The 16,321-nt window shown below is 75.6% G+C and carries 12 protein-coding genes; 5 read left to right on the forward strand and 7 right to left on the reverse strand.

What is annotated here, in order from left to right:
- Nucleotides 1–5 precede the first annotated feature (5 nt).
- The gene (locus tag O7633_RS05845) at nucleotides 6–1,556 is read right to left on the reverse strand and encodes a glycoside hydrolase family 43 protein (RefSeq protein ID WP_282326599.1); all 1,551 of its coding nucleotides are present in this window, start codon (nucleotides 1,554–1,556) and stop codon (nucleotides 6–8) included.
- Nucleotides 1,557–2,352: 796 nt separating this feature from the next.
- Between O7633_RS05845 and O7633_RS05850 the strand changes: the two genes are divergently transcribed.
- A complete protein-coding gene (locus O7633_RS05850) occupies nucleotides 2,353–5,196 on the forward strand; it encodes a glycoside hydrolase N-terminal domain-containing protein (RefSeq protein WP_282326601.1) in 2,844 nt (947 codons plus the stop codon).
- Between the two features lie 68 nt (nucleotides 5,197–5,264).
- Here O7633_RS05850 and O7633_RS05855 read toward each other — a convergent pair whose 3' ends face one another.
- Nucleotides 5,265–5,645 (reverse strand): VOC family protein, encoded by a 381-nt coding sequence (locus O7633_RS05855; protein WP_178064996.1) that lies wholly within the window; start codon nucleotides 5,643–5,645, stop codon nucleotides 5,265–5,267.
- A 331-nt stretch (nucleotides 5,646–5,976) separates the two neighbouring features.
- Here O7633_RS05855 and O7633_RS05860 point away from each other — a divergent pair, with 331 nt between their 5' ends.
- Genes O7633_RS05860 through O7633_RS05870 form a run of 3 tightly spaced genes read left to right on the forward strand, consistent with a single transcriptional unit; the run spans nucleotide 5,977 to nucleotide 10,448 of the window.
- Nucleotides 5,977–6,771, forward strand: a complete 795-nt coding sequence (locus tag O7633_RS05860; RefSeq protein WP_282326603.1) for an SDR family NAD(P)-dependent oxidoreductase — start codon at nucleotides 5,977–5,979, stop codon at nucleotides 6,769–6,771.
- Nucleotides 6,772–6,817: 46 nt separating this feature from the next.
- Nucleotides 6,818–8,518 (forward strand): hypothetical protein, encoded by a 1,701-nt coding sequence (locus tag O7633_RS05865; RefSeq protein ID WP_282326606.1) that lies wholly within the window; start codon nucleotides 6,818–6,820, stop codon nucleotides 8,516–8,518.
- Nucleotides 8,519–8,567: 49 nt separating this feature from the next.
- On the forward strand, nucleotides 8,568–10,448 hold the full coding sequence (locus tag O7633_RS05870; protein ID WP_282326608.1) for a BTAD domain-containing putative transcriptional regulator: 1,881 nt from the start codon (nucleotides 8,568–8,570) through the stop codon (nucleotides 10,446–10,448).
- A gap of 24 nt (nucleotides 10,449–10,472) precedes the next feature.
- On the opposite strand, the gene O7633_RS05875 is transcribed toward O7633_RS05870, so the two are convergent.
- The 4 genes from O7633_RS05875 to O7633_RS05890 form a co-directional block, all read right to left on the reverse strand.
- The gene (locus tag O7633_RS05875; RefSeq protein ID WP_282326610.1) at nucleotides 10,473–12,416 is read right to left on the reverse strand and encodes a BTAD domain-containing putative transcriptional regulator; all 1,944 of its coding nucleotides are present in this window, start codon (nucleotides 12,414–12,416) and stop codon (nucleotides 10,473–10,475) included.
- 213 nt (nucleotides 12,417–12,629) lie between these two features.
- Nucleotides 12,630–12,953: a hypothetical protein gene (locus tag O7633_RS05880; protein ID WP_282326611.1), complete on the reverse strand. Its 324-nt coding sequence runs from the start codon at nucleotides 12,951–12,953 to the stop codon at nucleotides 12,630–12,632.
- Between the two features lie 187 nt (nucleotides 12,954–13,140).
- Nucleotides 13,141–13,878 carry a hypothetical protein gene (locus O7633_RS05885; protein WP_282326613.1) on the reverse strand — a complete coding sequence of 246 codons (738 nt, stop codon included), beginning with the start codon at nucleotides 13,876–13,878 and terminating at the stop codon, nucleotides 13,141–13,143.
- On the reverse strand, nucleotides 13,875–14,378 hold the full coding sequence (locus O7633_RS05890; protein WP_074473131.1) for a SigE family RNA polymerase sigma factor: 504 nt from the start codon (nucleotides 14,376–14,378) through the stop codon (nucleotides 13,875–13,877). The genes O7633_RS05885 and O7633_RS05890 overlap by 4 nt, the downstream gene beginning before the upstream one ends.
- 141 nt (nucleotides 14,379–14,519) lie before the next feature.
- Here O7633_RS05890 and O7633_RS05895 point away from each other — a divergent pair, with 141 nt between their 5' ends.
- The gene (locus tag O7633_RS05895; protein ID WP_282326616.1) at nucleotides 14,520–15,374 is read left to right on the forward strand and encodes a DUF3152 domain-containing protein; all 855 of its coding nucleotides are present in this window, start codon (nucleotides 14,520–14,522) and stop codon (nucleotides 15,372–15,374) included.
- On the opposite strand, the gene O7633_RS05900 is transcribed toward O7633_RS05895, so the two are convergent.
- Nucleotides 15,326–16,303: a ribonucleotide-diphosphate reductase subunit beta gene (locus O7633_RS05900; protein WP_278136451.1), complete on the reverse strand. Its 978-nt coding sequence runs from the start codon at nucleotides 16,301–16,303 to the stop codon at nucleotides 15,326–15,328. The two genes, O7633_RS05895 and O7633_RS05900, sit on opposite strands and share 49 nt — an antisense overlap.
- Nucleotides 16,304–16,321 lie beyond the last annotated feature (18 nt).

The raw sequence follows: 16,321 nt of genomic DNA on the forward strand, positions 1-16,321 counted from the left end.
GGGGTTCAGCCCGCCGGGCGGTAGTCGAACCAGTCGAACGCCGCGCTGCCCTCGGTGACGTACATGCCGACGACCCGGCCGGTGAAGCCGGCGGCGACCTCGGTGGACAGGTAGCGCCCGTCGAGCTCGGCGAGCACGCGGGGCCCGTCGGGGGTCTCCACCTCGAAGGACACCATGTCGCAGGCGGCGGCGCGCACCCCGAAGGGCGCGGCCCCGGCCGCCAGGTCGGCGGCGCCGGTCACGGTCGGCGGACGGAGGTCGTGGGTGCGGGTGGCGATCGTGAGGACGACCGGCCCGCCGGGCACGGCGAGTTCGGCGAAGACCTGCCGGAACGGGCCGACCCGGCCGACGACCCGCACGCGGCCGGCGGACACCTCCAGGTCGTAGTGGTGCGCCTCGTCGATGCGGAGGGTGAGCCCGGCGGTGCCGTCGCCCGGGTCGAGGCGGGCGCTGGCACGGCAGTCGTGGTGCCGCTGCCGGGCGGCCACCATCGTCGCGCCGGCGCGGTCCAGCGTCGCCCCGGTGGCGGTCAGGGTGAGCCAGCCGGGTCGCGCGGTCAGCGACCAGGCGGCGTCGGGCCGGGAGCGCGGCGAGACCCAGCCGGGAGCGAGGACGGCCGTGTCGAAGTCGTCGCGGTACGCGCCCGTCTCGGCCGGGGCGGCGAGCGCAGGGGCGCTGCCGGCCGGGGCGGCCGTGGCCTCCCCGACGGGGTCGACGACGGGCCATCCGTCGACCCAGCGCACGGGCACGAGGAAGGTCTCGCGGCCCAGGACGTGGTAGGGCGGCCACTGGCCCTTGGCCCGGATGCCGAGCAGGACCATCCACCAGCCGCCGTCGGGGGCCTGGACCAGGTCGGCGTGCCCGGTGGCCTGCACCGGCAGGTTGCTGCCCCGGTGGGTGAGGATCGGGTTGGTCGGTGCGGGCTCGAAGGGGCCCCGGGGGCTGCGCGACCGGGCGACGGAGACGGCGTGGCCGGTGTGCGTGCCGCCCTCGGAGAGCAGCAGGTACCACCAGCCGTCGATCCGGTAGAGGTGCGGGGCCTCCGGATACTGGCCGCCGGTGCCCGACCACAGGGGGATCGGGCCCTCCAGCACCCGGCCGGTCTCCGGGTCGATCCGGTAGGACTTCACCCCCGAGGTGGTCAGCCAGCAGTTCCCCTCGTCGTCCCAGGTCAGCGACGGGTCGACGTGCGGCAGGTCGACGTGGACCGGGTCGGACCACGGCCCGGCCGGATCCTGCGCGGTGACGATCAGGTGCCGGCCCAGGCTGACGTTGGTGGTGACCACCCAGAACCGGCCGTCGTGGTGCCGGATGGTCGGGGCGTAGACGCCCTGGGAGGCCGGGGTGTCGGCGGGGAGCGCGAGCTGGCTCGGGCGGTCGAGGACGTTGCCGATCTGCCGCCAGTTGACCAGGTCCCGGCTGTGCAGCAGCGGCACCCCCGGGAAGTATTCGAAGCTGGAGCACACCAGGTAGTAGTCCTCGCCGACGCGGCAGATGCTCGGGTCGGGAAAGAAGCCGGCGACGACCGGGTTTCGGTAGTGCGGGTCGGTGGACACCGCGCCACCTCCGGTGAATGTTCGCGGTAACATCGCGGACCCTGGATGCTACGAGAATCCCCCACCGGACTCAAGCACCCCAGGCCCACGGCGCGGTCCCGCGGAGCGGGCGGGCGTCGGGCCGACAGGCCGGCATCTCACCAGCGGAAAACGTTCGCGAAACCTAAACGTCATATCTTGACGGCGGGCACATGCATCCACGAGAGTCCATATGGGCAGTGCTGGCGCACCGTTGGGAGCTCGGACGCCGGCAGCATCGACGCAGGCCGGCGTCGGACACGCGAGGCGGCTCCTGTTAACGCTAACAGCGCCGTCCGGCGCGCCGCCCCGGCGCGGGCGACCGGTCGGCGGCGCGACGAGCTTCGCCGGGTCGACGACGCCGGTCCCGGACGCCGGCGACCGGGCAGACCCGCCATCTCCGCGGCACGGCCCGACATGGGCAGGCCGGCCTGCCGGAAACCGCCCCCGGCCGGACCGGCCGCGCCCGCCCGGGCAACGACGGCATGCCGTCGACACCACCACCCCACGGCATGAAGGAGACGTCTGATGTCCACCTGCATACCCGGAGAGCATCCGTCGCGGTCACGGCGCTGGACGCGCTCCGGCGGGCGGACCGTCACCCGGGTCCGAGGCCGCCACGCACCGGCCGGCGGCACCCGGAACGTCCACGTCGGGACGTGGGACGGCGGCCCGGCCGCCGGCGCGCCCGCGACGTTCGGCTGCCCCGCCGGCGGCACACCCGAGACGCCGTCCCTGACCCGCGTCAGCCTCTGGACCCGCACGACTTGGAGTGATCATGTCTGAAGTGACCCGAAGGAACGTGCTCAAGGCCGGGGCGGCGGGGGCCGGGGCCGCGCTGGCGCCGGCCGCGTGGAGCGCCGTCGCCCGCGCCGACTCGACGGCGCCCCCGCAGGCGCTGGCCGCCGGCGACATGGCGCTGTGGTACGACGAGGGGGCCGGCACCGACTGGCTGCGCGCGTTGCCCATCGGCAACGGACGCCTCGGCGCCATGGTCTTCGGCAACGTCGACACCGAGCGGCTGCAACTCAACGAGGACACCGTCTGGGCCGGCGGCCCGTACGACTCCGCCAACACCCGGGGCGCGGCCAACCTGGCCGAGATCCGCCGCCGCGTCTTCGCCGACCAGTGGTCCTCGGCCCAGGACCTGATCAACCAGACGATGATGGGCTCGCCGGGCGGCCAGCTCGCCTACCAGACCGTGGGCAACCTCCGGCTCGCCTTCGGCTCGGCCAGCGGCGTGTCGCAGTACAACCGCACCCTCGACCTCACCACCGCCACCGTCACCACCACGTACGTGCTGGGCGGCGTCCGCTACCAGCGCGAGGTGTTCGCCAGCGCCCCCGACCAGGTGATCGTGCTGCGGCTGACCGCCGACCGGGCCAACTCGATCACGTTCACCGCCACCTTCGACAGTCCGCAGCGGACGACCATGTCGAGCCCGGACGCCACCACGATCGCCGTCGACGGCATCTCCGGCAGCATGGAGGGCGTCAACGGGTCGGTGCGGTTCCTCGGCCTGGCCCACGCGATCGCGTCGGGCGGCACGGTCAGCAGCTCCGGCGGCTCGCTGCGGGTCTCCGGGGCGACGAGCGTGACCGTGCTGGTCTCGATCGGCTCCAGCTACGTCAACTACCGCACCGTCAACGGCGACTACCAGGGCATCGCCCGCACCCGGCTGAACGCGGCCAAGGGCGTGGCCATCGACCAGCTGCGCAGCCGCCACGTCGCCGACTACCAGGCGCTGTTCAACCGGGTGACGATCAACCTGGGGCGCACGGCCGCCGCCGACCAGCCGACCGACGTGCGGATCGCCCAGCACGCGAGCACCAACGACCCGCAGTTCGCCGCGCTGCTGTTCCAGTTCGGGCGCTACCTGCTGATCTCCTCCTCCCGGCCGGGCACCCAGCCGGCGAACCTCCAGGGCATCTGGAACGACTCGCTGGCCCCGTCCTGGGACTCGAAGTACACCATCAACGCCAACCTGCCGATGAACTACTGGCCGGCCGACACGACGAACCTGTCCGAGTGCTTCCTGCCGGTCTTCGACATGATCAAGGACCTGACGGTGACCGGCGCGCGCGTCGCCCAGGCCCAGTACGGCGCCGGCGGCTGGGTCACCCACCACAACACCGACGCGTGGCGGGGCGCGTCGGTCGTCGACGGGGCCCTGTGGGGCATGTGGCAGACCGGCGGCGCGTGGCTGGCCACGCTGATCTGGGAGCACTACCTGTTCACCGGTGACCTCGGGTTCCTCCAGGCCAACTACCCGGCGCTGAAGGGCGCCGCGCAGTTCTTCCTCGACACCCTGGTCGCCCACCCGACGCTCGGCTACCTGGTGACGAACCCGTCGAACTCGCCGGAGCTGCCGCACCACTCGAACGTCAGCGTCTGCGCCGGCCCCACGATGGACAACCAGATCCTGCGCGACCTGTTCGACGCGGCGGCCAAGGCCAGCGAGGCGCTCGGCGTCGACACCACCTTCCGGTCCCAGGTGCGTACCGCGAAGGACCGGCTGCCCCCGAGCCGCGTCGGCTCGCGCGGCAACGTCCAGGAGTGGCTCGCCGACTGGGTGGAGACCGAGCGGACCCACCGGCACGTCTCCCACCTGTACGGCCTGCACCCCAGCAACCAGATCACCAAGCGCGGCACCCCGGCCCTGCACGAGGCCGCGCGCAAGACGCTGGAGCTGCGCGGCGACGACGGCACCGGCTGGTCCCTCGCCTGGAAGATCAATTTCTGGGCCCGGCTGGAGGACGCCGCCCGCGCCCACAAGCTGTTCAAGGACCTGGTGCGCACCGACCGGCTCGCGCCGAACATGTTCGACCTGCACCCGCCGTTCCAGATCGACGGCAACTTCGGGGCCACCTCCGGCATCGCCGAGATGCTGCTGCACAGCCATGCCGGGGAGCTGCACGTGCTGCCCGCGCTGCCGACGGCGTGGCCCACCGGGCAGGTCGCGGGCCTGCGCGGCCGGGGCGGCTACACCGTCGGCGTGGCCTGGACCAGCAGCCAGATCGACGAGATCGCCATCCGCGCCGACCGCGACGGCACGCTGAAGCTGCGCGCCCGGCTGCTCACCGGCGGCTTCACCCTCGTCGACGTCACCGACGGCAGCACGCCGGCCGTCACCCGGCCGGAGACGGACGTCGTGCAGCTCACCGTCCGCGCCGGCCACACCTACCGGGCGGCGCGGCCCGGCGTCACGCCGTCGCCGACGCTGACCCCCACGCCCACGCCCACGCCGACCCCCACCCCCACGCCCACCGGGACGCCGACGCCGACGCCGACCCCGCCGCCGACCAGCTCGCCGCCGTCGTCCGGCGCGCGGGCGACGTACGCGGTGACGGGGTCCTGGTCGGGCGGCTTCCAGGGCGAGGTCACCGTCACCGCCGGCGCGACGGCGATCCGGGGCTGGACGGTCTCCTGGACGTTCCCCAACGGCCAGGTCATCAGCCAGATCTGGGGCGGCTCGCACACCCAGAGCGGGGCGAACGTGACCGTGCGCAACGTCGACTACAACGGAGCGCTGGCCGCCGGCGCCTCCACCACGTTCGGCTTCATCGGCACGACGACCGGGACCAACAACCCGCCGACGAACCTCACCTGCACCACCACCTGACCGGAGCGGGGCGCGCTCCCGCGCCGGGCGGCCTTGGGCGCCGCCCGCAGGGGCGCGCCCCGCCCCGCCTACAGTGGCTTGAGGCGGGCCCTGAGCAGGCAGAACTCGTTGCCCTCGGGGTCGGCGAGGACGTGCCAGGACTCCTCGCCGGTCTGGCCGACGTCGGCCCGGCGCGCCCCGAGCGCCAGGAGGCGTTCGAGCTCGGCGTCCTGGTCGCGGTCGGTGGCGTTGACGTCGATGTGCAGCCGGGGCTTCGCCGGCTCCGGCTCGTCGGCGGGGGCGAGGATGATCGTCGGCTGCGGGCCGCCGAACCCCTCGCGCGGCCCGATCTCGATGCTGCCGTCGCCCTCGCGGTCGAGGACCACGTAGTCCAGCACCGCGCACCAGAACCGCGCCAGCGCCTCGGGGTCGCGGCAGCTGAGCACGAGTTCGCTGATCCGACAGGCCATCGACGCCACCTCACCCCTGATGTGGGAACGGTTCCCGCACTCCCCGGGCGAAGCACGCCGGGGACCGCCGGGTCTCGCAGCGCGGCCGGGTCGCCGCCGATCGCGCCTGCACCGGCAGGTTACCCAACGCGGTGGCCCCGACCAGCCCCGCGCACACCGCAGGCTCGGCAGTCGTCGCGCCGCAGGCCGGGAGAGCGACGCGGATCCGAGCCCCGCGTGTCCCACGTCACATCGCCGGGGGCGGGCCGCGCCTGAACGACAGGTGCGCCCACCCGTCTTCCCCGCTGAGGCACGGGGCAGGCGCGCCAACAGCCCGGACGAGGGGAAACCGATGACGTACGTGAAGATCTCGGCCGATCGCTTCGGGCCCTGGGCCCTGGTCACCGGGGCCTCGTCCGGCATCGGCCGCGAGTTCGCCCGGCAACTGGCCGCGAACGGCCTCCACGTCGTCCTCGCCGCCCGCCGCACCGACACGCTCGCCGAGCTCGGAGCGGAGATCGAGAGCCGGTACGGTGTGCGGCACCTGGCCGTCACGGTGGACCTGAGCGACGCGAGCGGGCCGGACCGCCTCGCCGAGGCGACGTCCAGCCTGGACGTGGGGCTGCTCGTCTCCAACGCCGGCGACCTGACGCCCGGCGAGTTCCTCAGCCAGGACCTGCGCCACTCGGTCGACTCGTTGCAGCTCAACGCCTACAGCCATCTGGTGCTCGCCCGCGTGTTCGGCGGGCGGCTCGCCGACCGCGGCCGGGGCGGTGTCGTGCTGGTCGGCGCGGCGGGCGCCGAGCACGGCATCCCCTGGCTCGCCGCCCATGCCGCCGCGAAGGCGTACACGAACACCCTCGGGCGGGGGCTACACGCCGAGTTCGCCGCCCGCGGGGTCACCGTGACCGTGCTGGCGCCCGGCCCGACCCGCACCGAGCTGCAGAGCCGGCGGTCGCTGCCGGACTCCGTCGGGATGACGGCCGCGGACTGCGTGTCCCAGGCGCTCAGGGCGCTGGCGGCCGGCCGGGGCATGGTGGTCCCCGGCGTCGTCGCGCGCGTGATGAACCGCCTGCCCGCCTCGCTCACCCGCCGGATCGCGGGGCGGACCATGGCCGCCGCCGCAGCGCAGGAATCGGCCCGGTGAGGCCGCACCGCCACCCCGGCCACCCGGTCGGCTCCGGGGCACGGACATGAGCGGGGCAGGCGGGGGCAGCGCCACCCGGACGGTCGAGTGGCACCGGATGCTCCTCGCCCTCGCGGGTCGCCTGCCCGACGAGGTGACCGCCCGGTGCCGGGCATGGCTGGCCGACGGCCACACCACTCGGGCGGCCCGGGCGGTGGTGCTGGCCGCGCTGGCCCACCAGGTGGGCGTCACCGGCGCAGAGGCCGCCCTGCTGGCCGCCGCCCTCGCCGACGGCGGCGAGGACGCGCGGACGGTGGACCGCGTCGGGCGGGTCGACCGTGCCGTCGCGCCCGCCTACGGCATGGCCCCCACCGGCCCCGACGTCCTGGCCGAACACGGCGACGAGATCCCGTTCCGGATGGACCTGTCCGTCCGGCACGACGTTCCCGGCGGGCCGGACGCGCTGGACGGCACGGCGGTGCGGTGGTGCGCGGCGGACGGGCGCGCCCACGCGCTGTGGCGGTCGTGGCGGTACCCGACGGAGGGCACTCCGCAGGGACCGGCCCGGCGGCTCTACCTGGTGCAGGCCCGCGAGGAGGCGGGGCTGGTGGCGGTGGCCGCCGACCTCCAGGCGGCCCTGGCGGCGGCCGGCGAGGCCCACCCCCAGGTGGAGGTCTTCGTCGAGGGGGAGGTCCTGCCGGCGTACCAGCAGCGGGCCCTCGGCTTCTCCGCGCTGCTGTGGACCAGCGCGCCGGCGCGGGCGCCCCGCCTCGCGCCCGACGCGGTGCCCGCCGACCCCGGCCTGCCCGACGCCCCGGGGGTGGCCGCCTACCTCGACGCCGGCGAACCGCTGGGTGTGGTCACGGACGTGCACGGCGCGCGCGCCGAGGGGGCGTACCGCACCGACGGCGCCTGGATCTGGCCCGCCGCCGCCGGCGAGGCCGTCCGCGCCCGGCGTCAGGACCCCGGCGCGGCGCTGCTCGCGCACGTCCGGGGACGGTCCTACCAGCCGGCGGCGGTGGGAACCGTGGCGACGCACCGGGCGCTGTGCGTGCTGTACCGGCCGCCGGCGACGCCGGCCGAGGCGGGGCCGTCGCGGCGACGGTCCCACCTGGCGCGCCCCGCGACCCTGCTGGCGGTGCTGGTGCTGCTGGGCGCGGCGGGCGTCGAATGGGCCGCCGCCGGCTACGGCCCGCCGGCCGGCGGACCGCCGGCGGACCGGGCCGGCGTCGTCGCCCCGCCGCCCGACCGCCCGGCCGGGACCGACGCCCCGGCGCCGACCGGGACCCCGGAGCCGCCCGCCGGCCCGACGGACGGTGGCCCGCGCCCCAGCGCGGTCGTCTCGACGCCGATGCTCCGGCGGCCGGCCTCCCCCCGGGCCGGCACGCCGTCGGCCGCTCCCACGTCCGGCCCGCCCCGCAGCGCCGCGCCGACGGGCCGGACCCGGGTCGTCACCGCCACCGCCGTGCTCCGGCCCGGCCAGGCGTGGTCCACCGACCGGTTGAGCCTCGCCGTGACCGGCGCCGGCGACGTCGTGCTGCGCGACCGGGGCCGGTCGGTGTGGAGCAGCGGCACCACCGGCCGCGACGTCCGCGAGCTGGTCTTTCAGGCCGACGGGAACCTGGTCCTGTACGCGCACGACGACAGCACCGTCTGGAGCTCCGCCACCCCGGGCAACGACGGGGCCACCCTGACGCTCGGCGGGGACGGCAACGTCCGGATCGGCCTCGACGGTCGCACGCTGTGGCAGACCGGCACGGGCCCCTGACGGCCCGCGACATGACGGCGGAGACAATTCTCGGGTGTGGGGGTGGCCGGTGACGGTGGACGACGGCGAGACGGACCTGTGGCTTGAGGTGATGGGCCCGCTGCGGGTGCGGCGCTCGGGCGTCGAGCTGGACCCGGGGCCCCGGCAGCAGCGGCTGGTCCTGGCGCTGCTGCTCGCCCACGCAGGGCGGACGGTGCCGGTCGGCGAGATCGTGGACGCGCTGTGGGAGGACCCGCCGGCCCACGCGGTGAACGTGGTGCAGCGGCACATCGGTGGGCTGCGGCGGCTCCTGGAGCCCGACCTCGCCGCCCGGTCGACCGGCCGGTGGATCGCGAGCGACCCGGCCGGATACCGGCTGCTGGCAGGCGCGGAGCACCTCGACCTGCTCAGGTTCCGCGCGCTGGTGCGGCGCGGGGCGGCCGCCGAGCGCGCCGGGCACGTCGAGGAGGCGTTGTCGCACTACGTCGAGGCGCTGCCCCTGTGGCGGGGGGCCTGCGGGAGCATGCCGGAACTGCCGTCGCAGCAGCCCGCGGTCTTCGGCGCGGTGGACCGGGAGTGCGTGGACCTGGTGCGCAGGACCGCCGACCTGGCGCACCGCGGCTGCGCCGTGCGGCTCGTCCTGCCGGCCCTGCGGCGGGCGACGGAGCTGCACCCGCTGGACGAGGCGCTGCACGCGCAGTTCCTCGGCACGCTCTCGGCCGACGGCAAGCAGGCCGAGGCGATCGCCGTCTACCAGGACATCTGCCGGCGGCTGGCCGAGGAACTCGACGTCGGCCCCGGCGCACAGCTCCGTCAGGCGTACGCGAAGGTGCTGCGCGCCGACGGGACGCACGGGCTGCCCGGGGCCGCCCCACGGCACCGCTCCCGCGACGCGGCCACGACGCGCGCCCGAGCGGCCCCGCTTCCCGTCCCGGCCCAGCTGCCGCAGGATCCGCCCCGGGTCGTCGGCCGGGACGAGGAGCTGCGCCGGGGCCTCGACGCCCTCGACGGGCCGGACGGCAGCCCGGCCGCCGTGCCGATCCTGGCCGTCGACGGACTGCCGGGCATCGGCAAGACGACGTTCGCGGTCCACCTGGCGCACCGGCTCTCGGCCGCCTACCCCGACGGCCAGCTCCACGTGGACATGCGCGGCTTCGCTCCGGACGGCCCGACGGATCCGGGCGAGGCGTTGCGGGGTTTCCTCACCGCCCTCGGCCTGTCCGACGCCGAGGTCCCCGCCGCGCTCCAGGCCCGGGTCGGGCTCTACCGCAGCGCGCTGGCCGGCCGGCGGGTGCTGGTGCTCGTGGACAACGTCCGCGACGCGGAGCAGGCGCGGCACCTGGTGCCGGGCGCGCCCGGCTGCGCGGTGCTGGTGACCGGCCGCGGCCGGCTCACCGCGCTGGCCACCGGGTTCGGGGCGCGGCTGGTGAACCTCGACGTGCTCTCGCCGGCGCAGTCACGCGAGCTGGTCGCCTCCCGGGTAGGCGTCGCCCGGACGCCGGCCGGGCGGCACGCCGTGGACCAGGTCGCGCGGCGGTGCGGCGGGCTGCCGCTGGCGCTCGCCGCGGTCGCCGCCCACGCGCCGCCGCCCGCCGGTGACGCCCTGGACAGTCGGGTACGCGAGGCGTTCTCCTGGTCGTACCGGCTGCTCGGCCCGCGCGCCCGGCGGCTGTTCCGGTTGCTGCCGGTGCACCCGGGGCCGGCCATCGCCGCGCCGGCGGTCGCCTGCCTGCTCGGCGCGTCCGCGGCCGAGGCCCGGGCGCTGGTCGGCGAGCTGGTGCGCGCGGGGCTGCTGGTGGAGCGCGGGGCGGGGCGGTACGACAGCCACGACCTGATCCGCGCGTACGCCCACGAGTTGAGCGTCGAGGCGGAGCCGGAGGCGGTGCGTCGGGAGGCGCTGGGCCGGCTCGCCGACCACTACCGACAGCCGGACCTCGTGAGCCTGCGCTGAGCCGGGGCGGGCCGCCGTGGGGCGTCAGCGCCCACGCGTCGCCGACGCCTCGACGGTGTCGCCGAGGTGCCGGCAGTGGTGCCGGTGCAGCCGCCGCCGGGCCGCCCGGCGCACCGGTTCGGCGTCGTGCTCCTGGCACAGCTCGCCGGCGTACGCGTGGATCAGGTCGTGCGAGCGGTACCGGCCGGGACCGGCCCGGGTCAGCAGGCCGGTGTGGACCAGCTCGCCGACGAGCTCGCGGCACCGCCGCACCGGCAGGCCGGCGAGGCTCGCGACCGCCGGCAGGCCGATCTCCCGGTCCGGCCGCAGCGACAGCAGCCGGAACAGGCGCGCCGCCGGCTCGCCGAGCAGCCGGTACGACCAGGAGAAGACGGCCCGCAGGTCGGTCTGGATGGTGTGGCTCGCGAACCCGTCCAGGGTGCCCTGGGCCGCCCGCAGTTCCCGGGCGAGGTCCGCCAGTCCCCGCCCCGGGTGCTCCAGGGCGCGTCCCGACACGAGGGCCAGGGCCAGCGGCAGCCGCCCGCACCGCTCCACGATCTCGTCCAGCGCCTCGTCGTCCGCCGGTGCCGCCGCGCCGATGCGGGCGAGCAGGAACCGCCGTGCCTCGTCGGCCGGGAGCACGTCCAGGGTGACCAGGTGCGCCCCGTACGCCGTGGCGAGCCCGTCGAGCCGACGCCGGCTCGTCACCAGCACGAGGCAGTCGGCGGAGCCCGGCAGGAGGTGCCGCACCTGGTCCACGTCGCGGGCGTTGTCCAGGACGATCATCACCCGCCGGCCCGCGAGGTGGCTGCGCGCCAGGCGCAGGCGGGCGTCCAGCGCGGCGGGGACGGCCCGGTCGGGCACGCCCAGCAGGTCGAGGAGGCAGCCGAGCACGTCCAGCGGGTCCAGGGCCCTGCCGCTCGGGTGGAAGCCCTGAAGGTCGACGTAGAGCTGGCCGTCCGGGCAGGAGTCGGCGAGCAGGTGCGCCAGGCGCACCGCGCAGGCGGTCTTGCCGCTGCCCGGCAGGCCGTCGATGGCCAGCAGTGGCATGGCCGTGCGGGTGCGGTGGCTGCGCAGCATGCGCGCCATGTGCCGGATCTGCTCGTCGCGGCCGGCGAAGACGGGCAGGTCCGGGGGTAGCTGCGCCGGGCGGAGGGAACCGGCCAGGCGCAGGGGCGCCGCGGGCTCCTCCGCGACCCGCGCACGGGCCGGCGGGCCCGCCGCCGGGTCGACCGGGCCGCCCCGGCGCGCCACCTCGTCGTACGCCTGGCGCAGCTCGGCATCGGGGTCGGTGCCGAGTTCGTCGGCCAGGCGGGCGCGGACACGCTCGTAGCGCGCGACCGCCTCCGCGCGCCGCCCGCCCGCCTCCAGCAGCAGCAACGTCTGCGCCTGTAGTGCCTCGTCGAGGGGGAACAGGTCGGCGATGGCCAGCACCGTGGGCAGCACCGGGTGGACCGTGCCGGTGTAGAGGGACGCCTCGGCGGCCTCCCGGGCCACCTCCGCGCACTCCCGGTCGACGGCCGTGAAGGACGGGTGGTCCCGGCGCAGGACCTCCGGGCCGCCGGCGCACGGCCCCCGCCACAGGCCCAGCGCGTCGACGGCGAGCGCGAGGCCGTCCGCCAGCCGGCCCTGAGCCGCCAGCTCACGGGCGCGCGTCACGAGCCGGCGGAACCGGGTCAGGTCGAGCTCGTCGGCCGCCACCGTCAGCCGGTACTCGCCCGCGCCGCCCACCACCCGCCCCGTGGAGCGCGGCGGCAGCGCCGGTTCCAGCAGGCGGCGCACCGCGCCGACGTGCCGGTGCACCACGTTCACGGCCCGGGACGGGGGGTCCGCGCCCCACAGCAGGTCGGCGAACTCGGCGATCGTCACCGGCTCACCGGCGCGGGCCAGCAACAGCGCCAGGACCGAACGCTGCTGGGCCGGGCCCAGGTCCACCTCAAGGCCGTCCCGAAGGACCCGCAGGGGCCCGAGCACCTCGAAGCGCAGCACGCCAGATGCCACCGTCCCTGGTGCCGTGCCCCTCACCGCGGGGACCGAGAAGAGATCAACGATGGTACGTCCGCTCCATGTGGCCGGGTTGTCGAAAGGACGCCGGTTCCTGCCCGATCCTCGCGCCGGGCCCGGCGCTGTTCCTGACCGGCCGGACCCGACCGGGGTGGGTCGCCGGGGGGCGGCGGCCGTGTCCGCCCCCCCGGCGACGGCTCAGAACGCCCGGAAGGAGTGGTACTCGCCGGCCGGGAAGGTGCGCAGGGTGCCCAGCCCCACCGCCGCGCCCGCGCAGTCGGCGCTGCGGAACGCGAGGACCTGCTCCACGCCGCCGGCGGCGGCCAGGGAGTCGGCGCTCGCCGGGAACGCCGTGCAGGCGCCGTCGGGCTCGGCGACGTGCAGCACCGGCGTGGCGAACGTGCCCTGGTAGAAGGTCAGGCCCGCGCCGGCCGACGCGGCGTGCGCCGGCAGCGCCATCGCGGCGGTGGCCCCCGCCACGGCGGCCAGGCCGACGGCGATACGAATGATCCGCTTCCTCATGCTGTTGCCTCCTGTGCTCGACCAACTGTCGGTGTCTCTCAGGTCACCATCCACCGGGACGCGTGCGGTCTCCACCGTCACGCACGGTGATTTAATCGACAGAATTGGATGCCGCCGCCGTTGAATCCGGCGGCGTCGCTCACGTGGCACCCACCGATCGGCAGGATCGGGCGTCGGTCCGGTCTCGTCACAACTGCCGCCCCGACGCGTCCCGGGCGACGATGCCGTCCAGCCGCCGGCCGGGAGACAGCGCCTGCGGCGGGAACCAGAAGACCACCACGTCGGGGTCCTCGCTCCACCGGGCCAGCCTCGCGGCGACGGCGCGCCCGTCGACGGTGCCGGTGATCTGCGCGGCGGGCCCCACGAAGTAACCGAACGTGGGCACCGGGTTGGCGGGCGGGAGCCTGGCCGACGGCTCGTACCCGATCTGGTGGAAGCCCGGCCGCCGGTCGGCGCCCGCGATGTCGTTCGCCAGGTGGTCCGGGGTCAGCCGGCCGTCCGGGGCGCGCCGGCCGGCGACGAGCCCCACCGTCACGCCCGGGGCGTCGGGCACGGCGACCGGGGTGAAGTAGAACACCCGCTCGTCGTCGCCGTACCGGATCCCGGTCCGGACGATCTCACCGAGCGCCTGCCTGCTGGGCGGATCCGTGGCGGCGGGCGTCCGATCGGTCGACGGGGTCGCCGGTGGGGTCGCCGGCGCGGTCGCGGCCGGCTCGGCCCCCCATGGCGGCGGCTCGGCCCGCCGGAGCGCGACCGTGGTCCCGACGATCGCCGCCACGACGGCGAGCATGACCGCCCCGCTGCGCGCCGCCCGGCGGCGACGCAGCCGACGGCCCTCCCGCATGATCACCTCGACGTCGAACCGGTCCCCCCGGCCCCGCTCCGTGCTGCGCATGGCCGCGCGGAGGCGGTCTGCCTCGTTCATCGGCTTCCTCCAGGGGGAGTCGGCGCCTCGACCAGGGTCTGCCGCAGCTTCTCCAGGGCGCGGGAACTGGTGCTCTTGACCGTGCCCAGCGAGACCCCGAGCTCGCGGGCGACCTGCTGCTCCGGGAGGTCGAACAGGTAGCGCAACACCACGATCGCCCGCTCCCGCGCGGTGAGCGTGCCGAGGGCCACCTGGAGGAGCCGCCGGGCGGTCACCTCCTCCGCGACGTCGCCCCGCTGCCGGTGCGGCAACTCGTCGGTGGGCTGCTCCCGGATCGGCCGCCGCCAGTTGTCGATGATGTGGTTGACCATCACCTGTCGCGTGTACGCGTAGGGGTCGTCGCGGCGCACCCGCGCCCACGAGGCGTAGGTGCGGACCAGGGCAGTCTGCGTGGCGTCCTCGGCCTGGTGATGGTCACCGGTCAGCAGGAACGCCGCGTGCGCCAGCCGCCCGGAGGCCGCCTGCACGAACTCGACGAACTCCGGGTCACCTCTGGCCATCGCCGTCCCTCATCTGCCTCACGCCCTCCTCCGACGGGTGACGCCCCGGAAAGGTTGAGCCGTCGGCGGACCAACTTTCGCCGCCGGCCGCCCGTCCCCTCTGCCGCGTGCCCCGACCGGGGCGCCGGCCGAAGGAGGACCATGGTTCCGCACCCGCCCGCTGCGCTCGCCCGCAGGGCTGCCGTCACGTCGTCGGCCGTGACGCTGGCGGCCGTGCTGCTGGCCGGCTGCGCGCCCGCCCCCGCCGCGCCGGCCCCGCCGGCCCCCGTGTCCTCCGGGGGCGCGCCGGCCGCCGCCGCGCCCCCCGCGCCGCCGCCCGCCCCGCCCGTCAGCTATCCCGCCGGGGGCGGCAACCGGTGGGACGTCGCCGCCGGCGAGGCGGCCCCGGGAGCGGGGCGCGGCCGGCTGCTGCGCTACCGGGTGGCGGTCGAACGCGACATCCGGGGCGTCCCCGTGGCGGGCTTCGCCGCCGAGGTCACCCGGATCCTCTCCGACCCGCAGGGCTGGACCGCGGGCGGGACGTGGCGGCTGCGCCGGGTCGGCCCCGGTCAGCGGGCCGACTTCACCGTCCACCTGGCGACCCCGGACACCCGCGACCTGCTCTGCCAGGACGACCCGGACGGCTACACCTCCTGCCGCAACGGCGACCTGGTGGTCCTCAACGTCGCCCGCTGGGTCAAGGGAGCGCCCGGCTTCGGCACGGACCTCGCCCACTACCGCCGGTACCTGGTCAACCACGAGGTCGGCCACCGGCTCGGCATGGGCCACCAGCTGTGCCCCGGGCGGGGCCGCCCCGCGCCGGTGATGCAGCAGCAGACGCTCGGGCTGCACGGCTGCACGCCCAACGGGTGGCCGTACCCGAACGGCAGGCTCCACTCCGGGCCGCCCGGCGCCTACGCCGATCCGATCCCGCCCCGCGACCGGGGTCGGCCGGCGCGGACGCCGGGTCAGAAGTCCTCGTCGAAGCCCACCGTCCCGGTCACCCCGATCTGGTAGGCCGAGACCCGCCGTTCGAAGAAGTTCGACAGTTCCTGCACGTCCTGCAACTCCATGAACGCGAACGGGTTGCGGCTGTGGTAGATCGGCTCGATGCCGAGCGTGGCCAGCCGCCGGTCGGCCACGTGCTGGAGATACTCGCGCATGTCGGCCAGCGACAGCCCGGACACCCCCTGCTCCAGCAGGTCGGCGGCGAACTGCACCTCGCACTCCACGGCCTCGGTCAGCATCAGCCGCACCTGCCGCGCCAGCTCCGCGTCGAACAGCTCCGGCTCCTCGGCGCGCACGGTGTCCACCACGTCGAAGGCGAACGCCATGTGCATCGACTCGTCGCGGAACACCCAGTTGGTGCCGGAGGCCAGCCCGTGCAGCAGCCCCCGGGAACGCAGGAAGTACACGTAGGCGAAGGCGCCGTAGAAGAAGAGCCCCTCGATGCAGGCGGCGAAGCAGATGAGGTTGAGCAGGAACGCCCGCCGGTCGTCCCGCGTCCGCAGCTCCCGCAGCGCGTGGATCGAGTTGATCCACTTGTAGCAGAACTCGGCCTTGCGGGCGATCGACGGGATGTTCTCCACCGCCGCGAACGCGGCGAACCGTTCCCGCTCGTCGGGCACGTAGGTGTCCAGCAGGTTCAGGTAGAACTGGACGTGCACCGCCTCCTCGAACAGCTGCCGGGACAGGTAGAGCCGGCCCTCCGGGGAGTTGACGTGCTGGTAGAGGTTGAGCACGAGGTTGTTGGCGACGATGGTGTCGCCGGTGGCGAAGAACGCGACCAGCCGGGACACCAGGTGCTGCTCCGCCGGGGAGAGCCGGGCGAGGTCGGCGAGGTCGGAGTGCAGGTCGACCTCCTCGACGGTCCAGGTGTTCCTGATCGCGTCCTTGAACCGGTCGAAGAACCGCGGGTAGCGCATCGGCCGCAGGGTCAGGTCCATCCCGGGGTCGAGCAGCAG

The sequence above is a fragment of the Micromonospora sp. WMMD712 genome, assembly GCF_029581295.1.
Classification (GTDB): Bacteria; Actinomycetota; Actinomycetes; order Mycobacteriales; family Micromonosporaceae; genus Micromonospora; species Micromonospora carbonacea.

What these genes read in the sequence shown, in the direction of transcription:
- O7633_RS05865 (WP_282326606.1), top strand. Translation starts at nt 6,818, where the DNA reads ATGAGCGGGGCAGGCGGGGGCAGCGCCACCCGGACGGTCGAGTGGCAC.
- O7633_RS05895 (WP_282326616.1), top strand. Translation starts at nt 14,520, where the DNA reads ATGGTTCCGCACCCGCCCGCTGCGCTCGCCCGCAGGGCTGCCGTCACG.
- O7633_RS05850 (WP_282326601.1), top strand. Translation starts at nt 2,353, where the DNA reads ATGTCTGAAGTGACCCGAAGGAACGTGCTCAAGGCCGGGGCGGCGGGG.
- O7633_RS05890 (WP_074473131.1), bottom strand. Translation starts at nt 14,378, where the DNA reads ATGGCCAGAGGTGACCCGGAGTTCGTCGAGTTCGTGCAGGCGGCCTCC.
- O7633_RS05855 (WP_178064996.1), bottom strand. Translation starts at nt 5,645, where the DNA reads ATGGCCTGTCGGATCAGCGAACTCGTGCTCAGCTGCCGCGACCCCGAG.
- O7633_RS05900 (WP_278136451.1), bottom strand. Translation starts at nt 16,303, where the DNA reads ATGGACCTGACCCTGCGGCCGATGCGCTACCCGCGGTTCTTCGACCGG.
- O7633_RS05860 (WP_282326603.1), top strand. Translation starts at nt 5,977, where the DNA reads ATGACGTACGTGAAGATCTCGGCCGATCGCTTCGGGCCCTGGGCCCTG.
- O7633_RS05885 (WP_282326613.1), bottom strand. Translation starts at nt 13,878, where the DNA reads ATGAACGAGGCAGACCGCCTCCGCGCGGCCATGCGCAGCACGGAGCGG.
- O7633_RS05880 (WP_282326611.1), bottom strand. Translation starts at nt 12,953, where the DNA reads ATGAGGAAGCGGATCATTCGTATCGCCGTCGGCCTGGCCGCCGTGGCG.